This window comes from Streptomyces sp. NPDC107575 (assembly GCF_055657265.1).
Map to the genome: position 1 here is coordinate 928,980 of NZ_JBVKBG010000002.1, position 17,847 is coordinate 946,826.

Sequence of the window (17,847 nt, forward strand, 5' to 3'; positions counted from 1 at the left end):
TCAGGGAGACCTACAGCTCCTTCACACGGATGTCCCGGTACGAGATGACGTCCGTGGTGCTGTGCACCTGGAGCCCGATGTACCCCTCGGAGTAACGCCGGCCGTCCGTGCCCGGGTCGTCGCCCCGCGAGGGCTCGAAGACCTGGCCACCGGTGTTGTCGAACTCGTTGATCAGCACACCGTTGCGGTAGACCGAGAAGTGCTGGTCCACCACCTTGATCTCGTAGTCGTTCCACGTGCCCTTCTGGGTGACGCCCGCGCCCGCGAGCCCGACCCGGTCGAAGCCGTAGACCGAACCGGTCTTGTACATGTCCCCATCGGGCTTGTCGAGCACCTGGATCTCGTGCCCGTACTTGATGGCGACCCACTCCGGGTTCCGCTCCTCGGGGTTGTCGTGCACCCACGGGAACCGCACGAACACACCGCCGTTGGCGTTGCCCGTGCCCGGCGCGTCGTCACGCCACTGCAGCTTCAGCGAGTAGTCGCCGTACTTGCGCTGCGGGAACCACAGCATGCCCATGCCGTCCACGGACGTGCTGCTGGTGATCGAACCGTCGGCGTTCAGCCCGAACTTGCCGCCGCCGACCTGCTCCCACTTGGCGAACTGCTCCGGCGAGCCGTCCATGATCTGCTTGTAGCCGTCCGTCTGGCCCGGCGTGCCGATCGGGGACTGCCGCGCCGCCTTGTTGATCTTGTTGTACTCGCGCTGGTCGACGACGCCTTCCTTGAGGAGCTTGTCGGTGACCGTCTTCACGTGCTTGACGAACAGCGCGTGCGACGTCCACTCCTTCTCGTCCTCGATCAACTCGCCGATGCGGCAACGGTTGTTGGTGACCCGGTTCGGGATGCCGGTGTCCGTCGTACCGACGAAGACCGTGGAACGCTCGTCCAGCTCCGGGCAGTTGGGCGCCGGAACGCCGCCGCCGGAGGCCACCGCGAACACGAAGGTCTGCGCCGCGGCGGTATTGCCCGCCTTGTCGCTCGCCCGGTACGCCACGGAGTGGGCGCCGACCCGGTCCACCACCACGGGAGCGGTGTACGCGAGATAGGGGCCGCCGTCGAGCGAGTACTCGACCTTGTCGACGCCCGACATGTCGTCGGTCGCCGTCACCGTCAGCTTCGCGTTGTTGATGTACGCGCCGTCGGAGTTCTTGTCCCCGCCGACCGCCAGCGACACCGTCGGAGGCGTCGTGTCCTGGACGGGCGGCGCCACGACCTTGAAGTCTACGGACTTCTCGGCGGCTGCGTTGCCCGCCTTGTCCGCGGCCCGGTAGCGCACCGTGTAGGTGCCCGGGTCGTGGAACATCACCGGGGCGGTGTACGGCTGCCAGGCGCCGTCGGCGCCGACCGCGTACTCGATGGTGTTGACCCCGGAGCCGGTGTCCGAAGCGGAGACCGTCACCGTGGCCATGCCGATGTACGCACCGGCGTCGTCCTTGTCACCGGTCACCGTCGCCGAGGTCTCCGGCGGCGTCTTGTCGTCCGTCGGCGGTGCGACCACCGTGAAGGCAAGGGACTTCTCGGCGGCGGCGTTGCCCGCCTTGTCGGTCGCCTTGTACTTCACGGTGTGCGCGCCGACCTGGTCGACGACCACCGGCGCCGTGTACGGCGTGTACGCGCCGCCGTCGAGCGCGTACTCGATCTTGTCGATGCCCGAACCCGCGTCGGTCGCGGTGACCGAGACGGACGCGGACCCGACGAACGCGCCGTCGGCGTTGGTCTGACCCTCGGCCTTCGCCGAGGTCTCCGGCGCGGTCGTGTCGTCACCGCCGCCACCGTCCGTCACCACCAGGATCCCCGTCATGCTGGTGTGTCCGGGGATTGTGCAGTGATAGCGGTACTTGCCGGGGGAGAGGGTGACCTCGGCCGTGTGCTTGCCGCCCTGGTCGTCGTTCGGGTTGGCCAGGATGTTCAGCGGTACGTCGTTGTTGTACTCGGGGTCCGACACGTCGAACGTCAACGTGTGCGGCATCCCTGTGGTGTTGCCGGTCGCCGTGCTGTTCTCGAAGACGATGGTCGCCTTGCCTGCGACCGCCGTCTGAGGCGCCGACGTGTACTTCGTGATGTCGTCGCCGGCCGTCCAGGTCAGCGTCTGCTCGGCCGCGGCCGGCTCCGCCTGGCTGTACGCCGTCGTGGTGCCGCTGAGCCCGAGGCACATCAGCAGGACGGCGAGCAGCGCCGTCCACAGTCTTCGGTTGCGCTGGGTCACCTTCATCACTGCGCCTTCCTGGCCAGCTGATCGGCCGCCGGGGTCGCCCCGCCGCCGGTGTACGTGACCTTCCACAGCGCCGACTTGGAGTCGGAGGTGAAGAAGCCGCGCCCGTAGTCGAGGACGTACAGCGCACCGTCGGGACCGAACTTCCAGTCCATGAGGTTCTTGATGCCGTCGTTGCCGATCGGAACGATCTTCTTCAGCGACTCCGAGTGGACCGGGAGCGATCCGTCGCCGTGCGTCTTCGGGTCGGTGAGAACCGCGTTGCGCGGCTGGCCGTCGTCGTAGAAGTCACCGACGAACCACTTGCCGTCCCAGTAGCTCGGCCACTTGTCCGCGTTCGGGATCGACGCGTCGTAGCGGTAGACGGGCCCGTCCATCGCGGCCTGGCCGCCGCCCTTGAGCCACGGCAGCAGGTACGTGGCCTCCTCCTTCTTGTACGAGGGCACGCCATTGGCGTCGCGCGGATAGTCCGGGGCGCCGCCCTGCGGCGAGTACCAGATGTTGTTGCCGGTGACCGGCGGCAGGTTGACGAGGCCGTCGTTGTTCGGCGACTCGTTCTTCGGGTGGTCGCAGTCGTACCAGCCCAGCGGTTTCGTCGGGTCCGGCAGATTGCGGTCGCGGTAGGGCTGCTTGTTGCCCATGCAGTACGGCCAACCGCGGTTGCTCGCCTTGGTGATGACGGCGAACTGGTCGTACTTGGCCGGGCCCCAGGTCGTCGACGGCTCACCGGCGTCCGGGCCGACCCACCCCGCGTACAAGGTGTCGGTCTTCTTGTCGACGGAGATGCGCGCCGGGTTCCTGACACCCATCACATAGATCTCGCCGCGCGTCTTGCCGCCGCCCTCGGCCGTCTCCTTGCCGGTGAAGAGATTGCCCTCCGGCAGGGTGTACGTGCCGTCGGCCTCCGGGTGGATGCGCAGGATCTTGCCGTTGAGGTTGTTGGTGTTGCCGGCGGTGCGGCGCGCGTCGGCGAACGAGACGCCCTTGTAGTTCGGCTGCGGGTTGTTGCCCGAGTAGCCGTCGCTGAAGCCGGACGAGTTGTTGTCACCGGTCGCGATGTACAGGTTGCCCTTGGAGTCCCAGGCCATCCCGCCGCCGGCGTGGCAGCAACTGTGCACCTGTACCGGCCACTTGAGCAGCACCTTCTCGCTGCTCAGGTCCAGCTTGTTCGTGGCCAGGTCGAGCGTGAAGCGGGAGACCCGCCGCTCGGCCATCTGCTTGTCGCGGTCGAGGCCCGAGTGCGGCGTGTAGTGCAGATACACATACCCGTTCTGCTCGAACCCCGGGTCCAGCTCGATGCCGAGCAGCCCCTCCTCGACCTTGACCAGCTCGTCCCCGCCGCCCTTGTTGCCGAAGATGCTCAACTCCCCTGCGAGAGTGACCTTCTTGGTCTTCGGGTCGTAGACGTGGATCTGGCCCTTGCCCTTGCCGACGTTCGGGTCGTTCCAGTCGGTCACCACCGGCTGGGAGGCGTCCGCGCCGCCGCGCCCGATGTAGAGCACGCGCCCGTCGGGGGCGGTGACGAGCCCGTGCGGCTCGCCGATCTGGTCGTTCTGGCCCGGCTGATTGGCCTGGGTCAGCCGCTCCGCCTTGTAGTTGGCGTTGATCGCGGCCTTGCAGTCGGCGCGCACGATGCGTGTCGTCCACAGCAGCGCCCCGCGCAGATGGTCGCGGAAGTCCACCTCGTCGTACGAGGAGACGGTGCCGCCCATCCCGGTGTAGAAGGACCGGCCGCCGTCGTAGTCACGACACCAACTCACCGGGTGGTCACCGCTGTTGGCGCCACCGCCCGGCTTGTACGTGGTCTCGTTGACCCGCGCGAGCGTGTGCACGTCGCCGGACGGGTTGGCCGCCCAGTTCAGCCACTGGTCGGCCCGCTTCCACCGCACGGGCAGATCCTTCGTCGCCGGGTTCTGCCGGTCGCCGACCTCAACCGTCGCGCGCTGTACGGTTGTTGGCGACGATGCGGCGGGCCGGGCCCCGATCAGACCGGTGAACCAGTCCGAGTACGGCTCGGCGCGGGCCGCGTCATGGATGCCGACGAAGCCGCCGCCCGCCTCCATGTACGCCTCGAGGCCGGCCTCCTGGTCGGGGTCGAGGACGTCGCCCCCGCCGGTCAGGAAGGCGACCGAATTGAACCTGCCCAACTTGGTGGCGTTCGTGAACACGGAGGCGTCGTCGGTCGCCGTGATCGTGAACTGCTGGGCCTCGGGCCCGGACCGGCCGATCTTCTCGATCGCCTCGATGGCCGCGTCGACCGTGGGCGACTCGTCGCCGGCGGCCGCGGACCCGTAGAACACCAGGACCCGGACGTTCGCGCCGCCGGGCGGCGACTTGACGGACATCGTTGTCGGCGATGGTTCCGGTGCCGGGTGCGCGCTGGCGGTCGGCCCGCTCAGCAGCCCGGCGGCCACGGTCACCGCGGCGACCCCGACCGCCCAGACGCGTGCACGTCTGCTTCGGCTCGCTCTGAACTCTCGTACGGGTAACGGCATTTGATGCGTCGAACGACGCATGTGTTCACCCACCCCTCGTCGGACACAGCAACGGCGCGGTGGAAGCTAGACCTCTTTTCGTGGCCCGCCAAGAGGTATGGCCGGTATGACGCAAACTTTGTCCTGAGTGTGGATAAACGAAGATCATGTGGTTACGGTGCCCTGCGCGACGTGAAAGTCCGTACGAGGGTGGGGAGTTGGCCGTGACCGAGCACGACAGACCTCGCGACGATTCGACACGGGCGAGTGAACAGGAAAGGCGCGCGCTGAGCCGACGCATGATGATTGGTGGCGCCGTGGCCGCCACGGCCGGTGTGACATCGTTGTCCATCGGGGCGTCGGCGGGACCGGCGGCCGGGGCGGACACTCCGCCGCGCACCGCGCCCGCGGGCGGCGAGACCAAACGACTCACCATGTACGCGGAGAAGCTCGCGGACGGCCAACTCGGCTACGGCTTCGAGAAGGGCAAGGCGTCCATCCCCGGCCCGTTGATCGAGCTCAACGAGGGCGACACGCTGCACATCGAGTTCCACAACCTCACGGATGCCGACGCGAGCCTGCACGTACACGGCATGGACTACGAGATCTCCAGCGACGGTACGCGGATGAACCGCAGCCACGTCGAGCCCGGCGGCACCCGCACCTACACCTGGCGCACGCATGCGCCCGGCCGCCGCAAGGACGGCACGTGGCGGGCCGGGACCGCGGGCTACTGGCACTACCACGACCACGTCGTCGGCACGGACCATGGCACGGGCGGGATCAGGAAGGGCCTGTACGGCCCGGTGATCGTGCGCCGCAAGGGCGACATCCTGCCCGACCCCGGCAAGACGTTCACGATCGTCTTCAACGACATGACGATCAACAACAAGGCGGCCCACGAGGCCCCCAACTTCGAGGCCACGGTGGGCGATCGCGTCGAGATCGTGATGATCACGCACGGCGAGTACTACCACACGTTCCACATGCACGGTCACCGCTGGGCGGACAATCGCACGGGCATGCTCACCGGCCCCGACGACCCGACCCAGGTCCTCGACAACAAGATCTGCGGCCCGGCCGACTCGTTCGGGTTCCAGATCGTCGCGGGGGAGGGGGTCGGGGCCGGGGCGTGGATGTACCACTGCCACGTCCAGAGCCACTCGGACATGGGGATGGCCGGCCTGTTCCTGGTGAAGAAGGCGGACGGAACGATCCCGCCGTACGACGCGCCGCACCACGCGTAGGGCCCTTCTGACGGATCAGGCCGCCCGCGACGAGGAGGACGACGGCGGTCGAACCGCCCTACAGCGCCGTCGACCGGTGCGTCACCCGGCCGCCGAGCACCGTCAACGTCACGGGTACGTCGGGGAGTTCGGTCGCCGGCGCGGCGACCGGATCCACCGCGAACGCCGTGAGGTCGGCCCGGAAACCGACCGCGATCCGCCCCGCGCTCCGCTCCTCACCGGCGGCGTGGGCGGCGTTCACGGTCATCGCCCGAAGCGCCTCCACGCCGGTCAGGGCCTGCTCGGGCCCGTGCGGCGGCAGCGCGAGATCCCGGCTCGGCCGACGGTGCCGCGCCCCGGCCATGACACCGAGCGGCGGGTACGGCGCGATCGGCCAGTCCGAACCGAGCACCACCGTCGCCCCCGCGTCCCACAGGTCACGGCAGCGCCAGGCCCGCCTCGCCCGCTCCTCGCCGAGCCGTCGCGACCAGTTGTCGGTGTGGTCGGCCCGCGTGAAGTCGCAGCAGTGCGTGGGCTGCATCGACGCGATCACCCCCAGCTCGGCGAACCGCCGCACCGTGTCGTCCGGCACCGTCTCGATGTGCTCGACGCGATGCCGTACGTCGCCGGGGGCCCCGGCCCGCGCCTTCGCCACGGAGTCGAGCGCGTGCCGCACCGCCGCGTCCCCGATGGCGTGCGTCGCGGTGGGCACACCCGCGCCGTGCAGGGCGGCGATGACCTCCGTGTACGCGGCCGGGTCCGGCCAGAACGCGTGCGTCGACTCGCCGTGGCAGTCGGGCCGCTCCAGCCACGCGGTGCCGTTGTCGATGGTGCCGTCCATGAACAGCTTCACGCCGTCGACGGACCACAACTCGCCACCCCGTTCCTGTAGTTGGACGAGCTCGCGCACGGCATCGGCGTCCGCGCCCGGCTGACACCAGGGCGCGACCCGCAGCCGCACGGCGAGTTCCCCGGCCGCGTCCAACTCCTCGTACAGCTCAAGGCTGTCCCCATTGGCGTCCATGGCGTGCCCGCCGGTGAGTCCGCTCGCGGCCATCTCCCGCATCGTCCGCGCGAGCCGCTCGCGGCGCTCGGCGCGGGTGGGCTGCGGCGCGGCCCGCTCGACGAGTTCGCAGGCGGCGTCCTCCAGGAGCAGCCCGGTGGGCCGCCCGTCGGCGTCGCAGACGATCTCGGCTGCCTGGTCGAAGGTGCGCGGCCCGTCGACACCGGCGAGTTCGAGGGCGCGGGGGCTCGCCAACATCGAGTGCGCGTCGAAGAGTTGGAGCAGCGCGGGAATCCCGTCGAGCACGGGCTCCAGCGCGGCCGCCTCGACGGCGCGCTCCCCGAACACGTTCGGATCGAGCCCCCAGGCGTGCAGCCAGGCGCCGTCGGCGAGCGCCTCCCGCGCCCGCCCGAGCTCGGCCCGTACGTCGTCGAGGCTCTCGCAGCGCGACAGATCGACCCCGGCGGTGAGCTCGGCACCCGACACGGGATGCATGTGCCCATCGACGAGCCCGGGCGTGACGACGGCCCCCTTGAGATCGACGACGACGGTGCCGGGCCCGGCGAGCGCCCGAACCTCCCGGTCGTCACCGAGCGCGCTGATAACGCCACCGGTGGCGGCGAGCGCGGTATGCGGGCCGGCTCCGCCGCCGACCGGGTCCAGGAACCGGGCGTCGAGAAGGATCAGCTCGGGGTGGTGCATGGTGCGGTTCTCCTAAAGGTTCAACAAGGTTCAGCCGTGCGGACAATCAAGCCCTGCGGGCGAGCCACGGCGCGGACAATCAGGTTCCGTCGGCGCGAGGTGCGCCTGATCAAGCCCTGCGGGCGACGCACGGCGCGGCAGATCAAGCCCCGCCGGCGATTGAGGCGCGGGGCCCGGGGCGGAGCCCCGCGACCGCCACCCCGTCGCGGCTCAAGAATCCAACGTCCCCTCCGCAAGCCCCAGTTGACCCTCGGCGACCCGAAACGCCATCCGCGCAACCCCGACCGGCAATGCCCCCACGTCGGCGCCCGCATTCGCCCCCAGCCCATCCAGCACGACGAGAATCTGCATCGCCACGACCTCCGGATCCCCCGCCCGGAACTCCCCCCGCTCGACGCCCTCCGTGAGGAGCTGCGTGAGGCGCCCCCGCCAGTCCGCCTCCTGCGCCTCGACCCGCTCCCGCAGCGAGACCCGATACCGGCTCAGATGCCGCGCGTTGATCCACAACCGGCTGATGTCGTCCCACGCGGGACCGGACGTCCGCGCGAGGAACCCGGCGAGCCGCTCCGTGGCGGACGCGTCCGCACCGCCCTCGGGGAGCAGCGCCTCCAGCTCCCCGCTGGCCGCGCTCCCGAACGCCTCCGCCACCAGCTCCTCCGCCGAGGGGAAGTAGTGGCTCACGAGCCCCGGACGGACCTCCAGATCCTCACCGATGCGCCGCAGCGTAATGCACTCCAGACCTTCGGAAAGCGCAATCTCGGCGGCCTTCGCAACGATTTCCGCACGTCTGGCGGCCGGAGATTTTCGGATTCGCTTGCGCTCAACGCTTGACGACATGCCTGTCACGTTATTGAGTGTGCGACCAATAAGCAAGCAGGTGGGACGAGACCAGCACCCCGGAGGGCCCCATGGCGTCCACGCTTCCCGACCCGTGTCCAGACACGGGCGGCACGGCAGCAGGCACCGCACACACGCTGCCCGTCGACGGGCAGGCGGCGGCCTCCCGGATCGAGGCCCACGGCATCGACCACATCCCCGACTCCGAACGCCGTGGCAGGGCCCGCGAGTTGTTCAACGTCTGGGCCGCGGGCGGCATCAACTATCTGGCCCTGGTGGTGGGCGGTGCCCTGATCCTGATGGGCCTGAACCTGTGGCAGGCCCTCGCCGTGCTGGTCGTCGGCAACCTGTTCTGGATCCTCACCGGCTGGCTCTCCGTCTCCGGGCCGGCGGCCGGCGCCCCCAGCGAGGTCATCACCCGCGCCCTCTACGGCGTCATCGGCAACCGCGTGAACAACGCGGTCGTCGGCTGGGTGATCTCCGTCTGCTACTTCGCGCTGAACCTGTCGGCCGCGGCCGTCGCCGCGTTCTCCCTGGTCGCGAAGGTCGGCTTCCCGGTGAACACGGGCGTGAAGGTCGCCGTCATCGTGGTCATCGCGGCGCTCACGCTGACCATCAGCGTCTACGGCCACGCCCTGATCATGAAGCTGTACCTGCCGATCACCCTCGTCCTCGCCGCGGCCTTCGTCGTCGTGGCCGTCGTGGTCGTCCGGCACGCCGACTTCGGCTACGTACCCGAGCACCACCTCACCGGGATCGACCTGTGGGCGACGGTGCTCGCCGGTGTCACCCTCATCGCCTCGGGCCCGCTCTCGTACACCACCAGCGCGGACTTCTCCCGTTATCTGCCCCGGACGACGCCGAAGCGGGCCATCGTCGGCTGGACCGCGCTCGGCGGCTTCCTGCCGGGCGTGGGGGTCTCGGCCCTGGGTGTCCTCGCCGCCACGACCGTCGACATGACCGACCCGCAGGCGGCCCTGGAGAAGATCCTGCCGGGCTGGTTCACGCCCGTCTTTCTGCTCGCCCTCGTCCTCGGCACCATCGCCATCAACGCCCTGACCGCGTACAGTGCGGGCCTCGCCCTGCAGGCCGTCGGGCTGCGCATCCGCCGCTCCGTCAGCGTCCTGTTCGACGGCACGGCCGCCGTCGCGCTGACCCTGTACGGGCTGCTGGTCTCGAACTTCCTCGACACCGTCAGCAACGTCATGCAGCTGACCGTCGTCCTGCTCGGCCCGAGCATGGCGATCTACGCGACCGACATCGTGCTGCGCCGCAACCGCTACGACGGTCCTGCCCTCGCCGACGAGTCGCCCGGCAGCCCCTTCTGGTACCGCGGGGGCGTCAACTGGGCCGGCGCGCTGGCCCTGTTGGCCGGCGCCGCGATGTCCGCGCTCTGCGTGAACACCCTCTACTTCACCGGCCCGATCACCGCCGCCCTCGGCGACGTGGACCTCGCGCTGCCGGTCGGCATGGTGGTGGCCTGCCTCTGCTACGCGCTGACGACGGGCCGCTCGCCCGCACTGCGGAACGTGACCGCCTCGTGACGCGATCCTCGCTCATCCCGCACAACCCGCTCTGGACAGCGCTTACCGGGGAGTAGAGCATCGGTGCCACCTGCACATGGCACTGATCGTCGAGGGAGCCGCGTTGAGCAAGGACCGTACGTACGACTACGTCATCGTCGGGGCCGGCTCCGCCGGCTGCGTGCTCGCCGGGCGGCTCTCCGAGGACCCCTCCGTCAAGGTCGCCCTCGTCGAGTCCGGGCCGCGCGACCGCAAGACGGAGATCAGGATCCCGGCCGCGTTCCCCAAGCTGTTCAAGACGCTGTACGACTGGGACTACTCGACGACCAGTCAGTCCGCGCTTGCGGACCGCGAGTTGTACTGGCCGCGCGGACACACGCTGGGCGGCTCCTCCGCCATCAACGCCATGATGTGGGTGCGCGGCCACCGCGCCGACTACGACGCCTGGGGCGAGGCCGCCGGATCCCCCTGGTCGTACGACGAGTTCGTGCGCTACTTCCAGCGCGCGGAGCGGTGGCAGGGGATGGCGCGCGAGGACTCCGTCTACGGGACGCTCGGCCCGCTGCACATCTCGCCGCCGCGCCACCCGAACCCGACCACGGCCGCGTTCCTCGACGCCTGCCGCGCCCAAGGCCTGCGCGAACTGGACGAGTTGAACCAGGCCGACCACTCCGGCTTCGCCCTCACGCCCCTCAACCAGTACCGCGGCCGCCGCTGGAGCGCCGCCGACGGCTACCTCAAGCCCGCCGCCCGCCGCCCCAACCTCGACATCTACACCGGCGCCCGCGTCACCCGCATCGACTTCGACGGCAACCGCGCCGCCGGCGTCGTCGCCTCCGGGATACCCGCGGGCACCCTGCGCGCCACCCGCGAGGTCATCCTCTCCGCGGGCGCCATCAACTCGCCGCAACTGCTGCAGCGGGCGGGCATCGGCGACCCGGAGACCCTCGCGGAGGCGGGCATCGACACCTTCGTCGAATCGCCCGACGTCGGCCGTCACCTCCAGGACCACCTGATGTACGCGCTGAACGTCCGCGCCGCGAAGCCGATCTCGCTCACCGGCGCCGACTCGCCCGCCAACATCGCCCGGTTCCTGCTCGGCGGGCGCGGACCGCTCACGTCGAACGTCGGCGAGGCCGTCGCCTTCCTGTCCACCAAGCCCGAACTGACGGCACCCGACATCGAGTTGATCTACGCTCCGGTGCCGTTCGTGAACCACGGCCTCGAAGCGCCGACTGAGCACGGGCTCACCCTCGGCGTGATCCTGCTCCAGCCCGAGAGCGAGGGCCGGATCACCCCGGGAGGGCCCGACGGGAAGCCGCGCATCGACCCGGACTACCTGGCCCACGAGGAGGACGTGCGCACGCTCGTCGCCGGTGTCCGCCGCGCCGAGGAACTGCTCGCCGAGAGCGCCCTCGCCGCGCACCACACCGAGCCGATGGCCGGCTACCCCGGCGTCGTCGACGACGAGGCGCTCACCCGCTCGGTCCGGGCGAGCGCCGAGACCCTCTACCACCCGGTCGGCACCTGCCGGATGGGCTCCGACGAGGGCTCGGTCACCGACCCGCGCCTGCGCGTGCGCGGCACCGAGGGCCTGCGCGTCGTCGACGCCTCCGTCATGCCGCGCATCACCCGCGGCCACACGCACGCGCCGACGGTCGCCCTCGCGGAACGGGCCGCCGACCTGATCCGCGAGGACGCCACCAAGTAGCCCGGTCTCACCCGGGGGTTACGACCCCACGCTCACCGTGAACCGGCGCGGATTGCCGTCGTGCGCCGCGCCGGACACGTCCGGCTGTCCCTCGGCCTGTACGTCGTCGTAGGGGAAGGCGTAGCCGATGGGCGAGTTGGCGTGCACGATCCGCGACCAGTGGTTGGTCGTGGCGTCCTGGTAGTAGTCCGCGGACGTCAGGCCGTTGGGCTGCTCCGGGTGCGTGAGCATGACGCTGCGGTTGAACCCGGCGGCGAGGCGGGACAGGATGCCCTTCTTGTCGTCGGAGTCGTCCGGGTTGTTGGCGAACGGCCCGTGGTTGCACGTGAAGATGTCCTTCGACGCGGGCTTGGCGAAGGTGTGCCCGCCGTTGAAGGTGAGCGTGTCGCCGCTGACCCGGCCCGTGAAGGTGCCGCGCCCGCCCTGGAGGTCGATCTTCAGATCGGTCGAGGCGTACTTGGCCCACACCTTGTCGATGTAGTCGCTCCACACGTCGCGGAACGGCATCTCGTCCGGCTTGTCGAAGTACGGCGCCATCAGGTTCTGCGGGGAGATCACGCGCAGCACCTTGCCGCCGTCGCCCTTGATGACGAGCTTGTCCCAGGGCTGCCCGTCCTTGGCGGCCTGCGCCGCGAGATCCGAGGCGATCTTGTCGATGGCGCCGTCGGGGAACGGGGCGACGGTGTGCGTGGCGTCGCCCTCCAGCTTCAGGCCGATCGGCAGGGCCGTGACCAGGTCGACGTAGCTGATGTTGGAGTACAACTGCTCGGAGTTGAAGGTGAATTCGGCGAACGCCCAGGTCTTGCCGTAGTTCGCGTCCTCCTTCGTGGCGAAGGCCGGCTCGACCAGCGAGGGGCCGGGGTTGAGGAAGAACTCCAGCTTGTCGTCGCGGACGAAGTAGACGCGCGCGCCGTACATCTGAGGCAGCGTCACGACCTTCGGGGCCGAGCCCGCGGCGCCGAGCGGGATGGCGCAGTCGACGGGCAGCGGGGTCTGCGGGGCGCTCGGCGACTCGGGGTGGTAGACGCTGCCGTCGGCGCGCAGCAGCACCCAGTTGCCGGTCCCGTTCTCGTGGCCGGTGACGTAGGCGTGGACGGTTCCGTCCAACGACTTGTTCTCCAGGGCCAGTTCACAGGTGGCGGGTGCGGCGCCCGCGGTCCAGGAGGGAAGGGTGAGGGCTGCGGCCGTCGTGGCGAGGCCCGCTCCGGCGCTGGCGAGAAATATTCTGCGCGAGATCACGATGCGCACTCCCTGAATGTGGGGGGTGTGTGGGGGAGCCCCACTGTGGCGAGGGTGAACAGAGTCGTCAAGACTTCGGGCAGGGAGCGCTCCCATGAATTGTTTGTGTTCAACATTTGAAGGCGGATCGTTCGGTTCCTCTGGTCTGAACCAGCCCAGGTCAGCGTGGTGCGAGGGCGGTTGTCAGTGCCCGGTGCAAGACTCGGCAGTCCGGAAAAGAAACCCTCGACGAGGAGGGCAGGACCCATGATCACTACGGAATTCGTGGACGGCGCGCCGAACTGGCTGGACCTCAGCACCCCGGACATGGACGGTGCGATCTCTTTCTATGGCGGCCTCTTCGGCTGGACGTTCCTGTCGGCCGGCCCCGAGGCCGGCGGGTACGGAATGTTCCAGCTCGAAGGCAGGACCGTGAGCGGCGCCATGACCGTCACGGCCGAGCAGGGCGAGCCCGGCTGGACCGTGTACTTCCAGAGCGCGGACGCGGATGCCACCGCGAAGGCGGTCGAGCAGGCCGGCGGCAGCGCCCTGCTCCAGCCGATGGACGTGTTCGACCTGGGCCGCATGGCCGTCTTCACCGACCCGGCGGGCGCCCCCTTCGGCATCTGGCAGCCGGGGAAGAACAAGGGCCTCGAATACACCCGGGACGACGGCGGGCTGAACTGGGTGGAGCTGTACGCCCCCGATGTGGCCGCCGCGAAGCAGTTCTACGGCTCGGTCTTCCACTGGGGCGCGTTCGACGTCGAGTTCCCCGGCGGCAGCTACACGACGATCAACCCCGCGGGCACGGACGAGAACGCGATGTTCGGCGGCCTCGCCAAACTGGACAGCGATCCGGCCGAGTCCGCGGCGGGCCCGCACTGGACGCCGTACATCCACGTCCCGGACGTGGACGCGACGGCGGACCGCACGCAGGAACTGGGCGGCACGGTGCGCTCCGAGCCCGTCAGCATCCCCGGCGTCGGACGCATCGCGAAGCTGTCCGACCCCTACGGCGCAGGGTTCGCGGTGCTGCGGGGGGACCCCGAGCAGCAGTGACCGATCGGGCGTCCGGGGCGTCCGCGATGCCCGATCGCCGCCCGTTGATTCAGCGTTGATCAAACGTTTTTCGGCGGGCGGCACACTGGCCGGCATGTACGCGAACACGACCCTCACGCCTGCCGGCCCCACCTGGCAGGACCAGGCGCTGTGCGCCCAGACCGGTGCCGAGTTCTTCTTCCCCGAGCCGGGCAGCTCCGTGCGCGAGGCCAAGACGATCTGCGGCCTCTGCCCGATCCGGCAGAGCTGCCTGGAGTACGCCCTCACCCACGACGAGCGGTTCGGGGTATGGGGCGGGCTCTCCGAGAAGGAACGGCACCGGCTCAAGCGCTCCTGACGGCCGCCTCCGGACGCGGCGAACCGGCGGTGGCCGGACGGATATTCGCTGGGCCCGCCCGGTGGCGCCAGGCACACTCGTCGCATGTCCGACGCACGCATGACCACCGCCGCCCGACTCCTCGACGCCCTCGAGCCGCTGCCCTTCCCGGGGCGGCTGCGCGAAACCGCGCGCCGGGCCGGGCAGCTGGCGGCGAGCGGTGAACTGGCCGGCGTCCTCGCCGAGCTGGACGCCCAGGGCAGCTACGAGCGGAGCGTGGGCGCGCTGCTCGCCTGCGTCGGGCGCGACGTCGACTGGGTCGCGGGGCATCTCGTCGACCGCGACCCGTTCGTGCGCGGGCACGCACTGCGCGCCGCCGACGGGCTCGACGTGCCCGACGCCGCGTTCGAGACCGCGCTGCGCGACGCACCCGAGGTCGTCCGCCGCGGGCTGCTGCGCTCTCTCGCGAGCGGCGGACGTCCCGCGCTCGCCGACCGGAGCGTGGACCAGGTGCGGGCGGAGTGGGGCGACGCCGAGGCCGCGAGGCTGCTGCCCGGCTGCTCGCCGGACGTCGTCGCGCGGCTCCTGCCGCACGTGTTCCACGCCGTGCCGAGCTGGCGGCCGCTCGTCAGGCGGTACCCCGGACTCCTCCTGGACGTCGCCGAGGAGCAGCTGGCCGGGCTCCCGGCGGGCGCCCGCGACGGCTGGTTCGGGCGGTACGCGCGGATGCTCGTCGCCGTCGCCCCGGCCGCCCCGCTGCGCGCGCTCGACCTCCTCGACGCGTATCCGCCCGCCCGCTTCCCGTCCCTGCTCTGGCGCTGCCTGGACGTGTGGGCGAAGGCCGCGCCCGAGCGGGTGCTGCGGATGTACACCGGGCCGTGGCGCAGGGCGCTGCCCGGCCCGCGTCGACTGAGCCCCGCCGCCCTGCGTGCCCTGGCCCGCTCCGGGGCGCCGGAACTCGCCGATTACGCCCGTGCGCTCGCGCGGGACCCCGGTGGCCTGGCCGCACTCCTGGCGGCCCAGGCGCCGTCCGCCCGCTGGGCGACGTACGAGACGGCCATGGCCGGGCGGGGCGCCGCGCACGACGGCGTGCCCACCGAACTGCTCGACGTCCTGCCCCGCCGGCACGCCGCCGCCGTGGCCCGGCGGGCCGCCGAGACGGCCCGCACGCAGGGCGCCGACTGGGCCACCGTGCTCGGCGCCGTGTCCTATCTGCCGCCCGACGAGGCCCGCGAGCCGCTGGGCGCCGCCACGCGCAGGCCGCGCGCAGAGGACCGCGCCGTGGCCTGGCCGCTGCTCGTCCGCAACGTCGCCCGCGCCGACGACCCGGCCCAAATGACGGATCTGGTACAGGAATTGGCGGGGCGGCTGCGCAACGAACAGGACCCGGTGCGCTGCGCCGCCCTGCGCGCCCTCGCCGACGACGTGCGCCCCGCGCTCTGGGCGCCGGACGCGCTTTCGCACCTGAGTGAACTCGTCGCCGACGCCCTCCAGGCCCGCGACCGCTCCTACCCGACGACCGGCGCGCTGTCCCGGCTCGTCCTCGGCGTCCTGCGCGAACACGCGGCGGACGAGGACCCCGCGCACACCGACTGGGCGCTGGGCGTCCTCGTCGGCCTGCACGGCTACAGCGGCGGCGTCGACCTCGGCCGCCTCGACCGCACGCTGCGGCGCGGCCAGGAGCACCAGGTGTTCGCGGCGCTGCGCAGGCGCATCGACGTCGAGGTGAAGAAGGGCGAGTACCGGCTCGTCCTCGCCCTGGCCCGCGCCACGGGCCGCCGCGCCGCGGGCATGGCGGGGCTTCAGGAACTGCTGGGGCACGCCGTCGAGCACGGCAACAACGCGACGGTCCGTTACGCGGTCGAGCTGTGGCTCGAGCCGCCCGCGACCCGCGACGAACGCGCCGCGCACGTCCTCGACCTCGAACCGTCCGCCGCCGAACTCGACTGCGTGGCCCGGGTGGTGGCGTACCGGCGCACGGACCTGCTCGACCGCTTCCTCACCGACCGGCCGCCGTACGGGCGCTTCCTGACGGACAAGAGTGCCTGGGCCTTCCCTGTGGGCGGGGCCGCGGTGCGGCGCTGGCTGCCGCGCCAACAGCGGGCGTACCTGCGGCAGTTGGAGCGGCTCGCGGGTGACGCGGGGCTGCGGCACTGGCAGCGCAGCGCCGCGATCCATGGCGCCGCCGACGTTCCCGAAGGGGGCCGCGACCTGCTCAGGAAGTGGGCCGGCGCCTCGGACGTCACCCTCGCGGAGGCCGCCATCGCGGCGCTCGGCCGCACCGGCGATGACCTGGAGCTGCTGCTCGGCCACGCGGGCGGCGACCGGGCCAGGGTCGGCGTGTACGCCGCGACGCAGGCGTCCCGGCACGTCCGCCCGTCCGAACTGGCGCCGCCGCTCGACGAGTTGCTTACCGGGCCCGGCAAGAAGATCACCAGCCGCAAGGAGGGCGCCCGCCTCGCCGCGACCCGGCTGCCCGCGCCCGACGCGGCCCGGCTGCTCGCCCGCGCCTGCGCGGCGCCGGACACGCACCGCGACGTACGCGCCGCCTGTGTCGCCTTCGCCGCGAGTGGCCTGCTCGGCCAGGAGCCGGCCTGGGAGATCCTCGCGGACGCCGTGCGGGAGGGCCGGGAGTCGGTGGTGCGCGACGCCGCGCTGCGGCAGGCTCCGCTCGACGTCGCCGGGGAACACCGCGAGCGGTACGCGGCGCTGGTCGCGGCCGTCGCCGACACGGCCGACGACGAGCTGGCGGCCACGGCCCTCGCCGCGCTCGCGCGCTGGTCCGCCTGGTCGTCGCGGGCGCCGGAGCTGTTCGCCCGGGCCCTCGGTGACGTGGCGCGGCGGTCCCCGGCGCTGTGGCGCACGGCCGCCGCGGGCCTGGTCGGGGAGGCAGCCCGCACGCCGCAGGGGGCGGACGCGCTGCTCGCCGCGCTCACCGCCCTCATGGACCACGGGCCCGAGCCGGACGCGGGGGAGGAGCGGGACCGCCCCGCGCAGCGCAGGGTCGAATACGTGGCCGGACTCCTTGCCGACCGGACGCCGCACGAGGCGGCGCTGCGTCCGGCCGCCCGGGCGGTGGCGCGGCGGCTCGCCGAGCGGGACCCGTTCGTGGCGTCGGCCGCGCGGGTGCTGCTCGGTGCGGTGGACCTCGCGGATCCGGAGGCCGACCTGCGTGAGCTGGCCGCCCTGCACGCCGATCGCCCCGCACTCGCGGCGCGCACGGCGGACGCTCTGCGGGGGAGGCTCCGCCGGGAGGACGCGTCGGAGGCGGAGCTGAATCGGGTGGCGGGCGTCCTTGCCGCGGGCGGCACCCCTGCGGAGGGGCTGTTCGCCTGGGCGATCACTGCGACGGTCGGGGAACGTGCCGCATGGCCTGCGGCGTGGCGGGGCCGGCTGGCCGCGCTGCGGGCGCACCCGTGCGCGGACGTCCGCGATGCCGCGGTGCGGACGAGTACGGCCCCTTAGCGGCGCGGGCGGGGAGGTTGCGCCTGCCCGTCCCTACGCCGCGGGGCTCCGCCCCGGACCCCGCGCCTCAATCGCCGGCGGGGCTTGTTTTGGTCCCG

11 protein-coding genes are annotated in these 17,847 nt (G+C 71.4%); 6 read left to right on the top strand and 5 right to left on the bottom strand.

Annotated features, from left to right (window positions below):
• Nucleotides 1-10: 10 nt before the first annotated feature.
• Both ACZ7L4_RS10780 and ACZ7L4_RS10785 read right to left on the bottom strand, forming a co-directional pair.
• Nucleotides 11-2,215 (bottom strand): OmpL47-type beta-barrel domain-containing protein, encoded by a 2,205-nt coding sequence (locus ACZ7L4_RS10780; protein WP_472101381.1) that lies wholly within the window; start codon nucleotides 2,213-2,215, stop codon nucleotides 11-13.
• Nucleotides 2,215-4,731 carry a ThuA domain-containing protein gene (locus tag ACZ7L4_RS10785; RefSeq protein WP_472101382.1) on the bottom strand — a complete coding sequence of 839 codons (2,517 nt, stop codon included), beginning with the start codon at nucleotides 4,729-4,731 and terminating at the stop codon, nucleotides 2,215-2,217. The genes ACZ7L4_RS10780 and ACZ7L4_RS10785 overlap by 1 nt, the downstream gene beginning before the upstream one ends.
• Nucleotides 4,732-4,988: 257 nt before the next feature.
• Here ACZ7L4_RS10785 and ACZ7L4_RS10790 point away from each other — a divergent pair, with 257 nt between their 5' ends.
• Nucleotides 4,989-5,936, top strand: coding sequence for a multicopper oxidase domain-containing protein (locus ACZ7L4_RS10790; protein ID WP_472101383.1), 948 nt, complete (start codon nucleotides 4,989-4,991; stop codon nucleotides 5,934-5,936).
• A 58-nt stretch (nucleotides 5,937-5,994) separates the two neighbouring features.
• On the opposite strand, the gene ACZ7L4_RS10795 is transcribed toward ACZ7L4_RS10790, so the two are convergent.
• Both ACZ7L4_RS10795 and ACZ7L4_RS10800 read right to left on the bottom strand, forming a co-directional pair.
• A complete protein-coding gene (locus ACZ7L4_RS10795) occupies nucleotides 5,995-7,620 on the bottom strand; it encodes an amidohydrolase (protein WP_472101384.1) in 1,626 nt (541 codons plus the stop codon).
• Between the two features lie 210 nt (nucleotides 7,621-7,830).
• On the bottom strand, nucleotides 7,831-8,457 hold the full coding sequence (locus tag ACZ7L4_RS10800) for a TetR/AcrR family transcriptional regulator (RefSeq protein ID WP_472101998.1): 627 nt from the start codon (nucleotides 8,455-8,457) through the stop codon (nucleotides 7,831-7,833).
• Between the two features lie 71 nt (nucleotides 8,458-8,528).
• On the opposite strand from ACZ7L4_RS10800, the gene ACZ7L4_RS10805 reads away from it, so the two are divergent.
• Nucleotides 8,529-10,001, top strand: a complete 1,473-nt coding sequence (locus tag ACZ7L4_RS10805) for a purine-cytosine permease family protein (protein WP_472101385.1) — start codon at nucleotides 8,529-8,531, stop codon at nucleotides 9,999-10,001.
• Between the two features lie 76 nt (nucleotides 10,002-10,077).
• Nucleotides 10,078-11,691, top strand: a complete 1,614-nt coding sequence (locus ACZ7L4_RS10810) for a GMC family oxidoreductase (protein ID WP_472101386.1) — start codon at nucleotides 10,078-10,080, stop codon at nucleotides 11,689-11,691.
• A gap of 18 nt (nucleotides 11,692-11,709) precedes the next feature.
• Here the strand turns inward: ACZ7L4_RS10810 and ACZ7L4_RS10815 are convergent, their stop codons facing one another.
• Complete coding sequence (locus ACZ7L4_RS10815) at nucleotides 11,710-12,930, bottom strand: glycoside hydrolase family 64 protein (protein ID WP_472101387.1); 1,221 nt, start codon at nucleotides 12,928-12,930, stop codon at nucleotides 11,710-11,712.
• A 246-nt stretch (nucleotides 12,931-13,176) separates the two neighbouring features.
• On the opposite strand from ACZ7L4_RS10815, the gene ACZ7L4_RS10820 reads away from it, so the two are divergent.
• The 3 genes from ACZ7L4_RS10820 to ACZ7L4_RS10830 all read left to right on the top strand — a co-directional run bounded on the left by ACZ7L4_RS10820 (nucleotide 13,177) and on the right by ACZ7L4_RS10830 (nucleotide 17,749).
• Nucleotides 13,177-13,968 (top strand): VOC family protein, encoded by a 792-nt coding sequence (locus ACZ7L4_RS10820; RefSeq protein WP_472101388.1) that lies wholly within the window; start codon nucleotides 13,177-13,179, stop codon nucleotides 13,966-13,968.
• 94 nt (nucleotides 13,969-14,062) lie between these two features.
• Nucleotides 14,063-14,305 carry a WhiB family transcriptional regulator gene (locus tag ACZ7L4_RS10825; protein WP_450815959.1) on the top strand — a complete coding sequence of 81 codons (243 nt, stop codon included), beginning with the start codon at nucleotides 14,063-14,065 and terminating at the stop codon, nucleotides 14,303-14,305.
• 84 nt (nucleotides 14,306-14,389) lie between these two features.
• Nucleotides 14,390-17,749: a hypothetical protein gene (locus ACZ7L4_RS10830; RefSeq protein WP_472101389.1), complete on the top strand. Its 3,360-nt coding sequence runs from the start codon at nucleotides 14,390-14,392 to the stop codon at nucleotides 17,747-17,749.
• Nucleotides 17,750-17,847 lie beyond the last annotated feature (98 nt).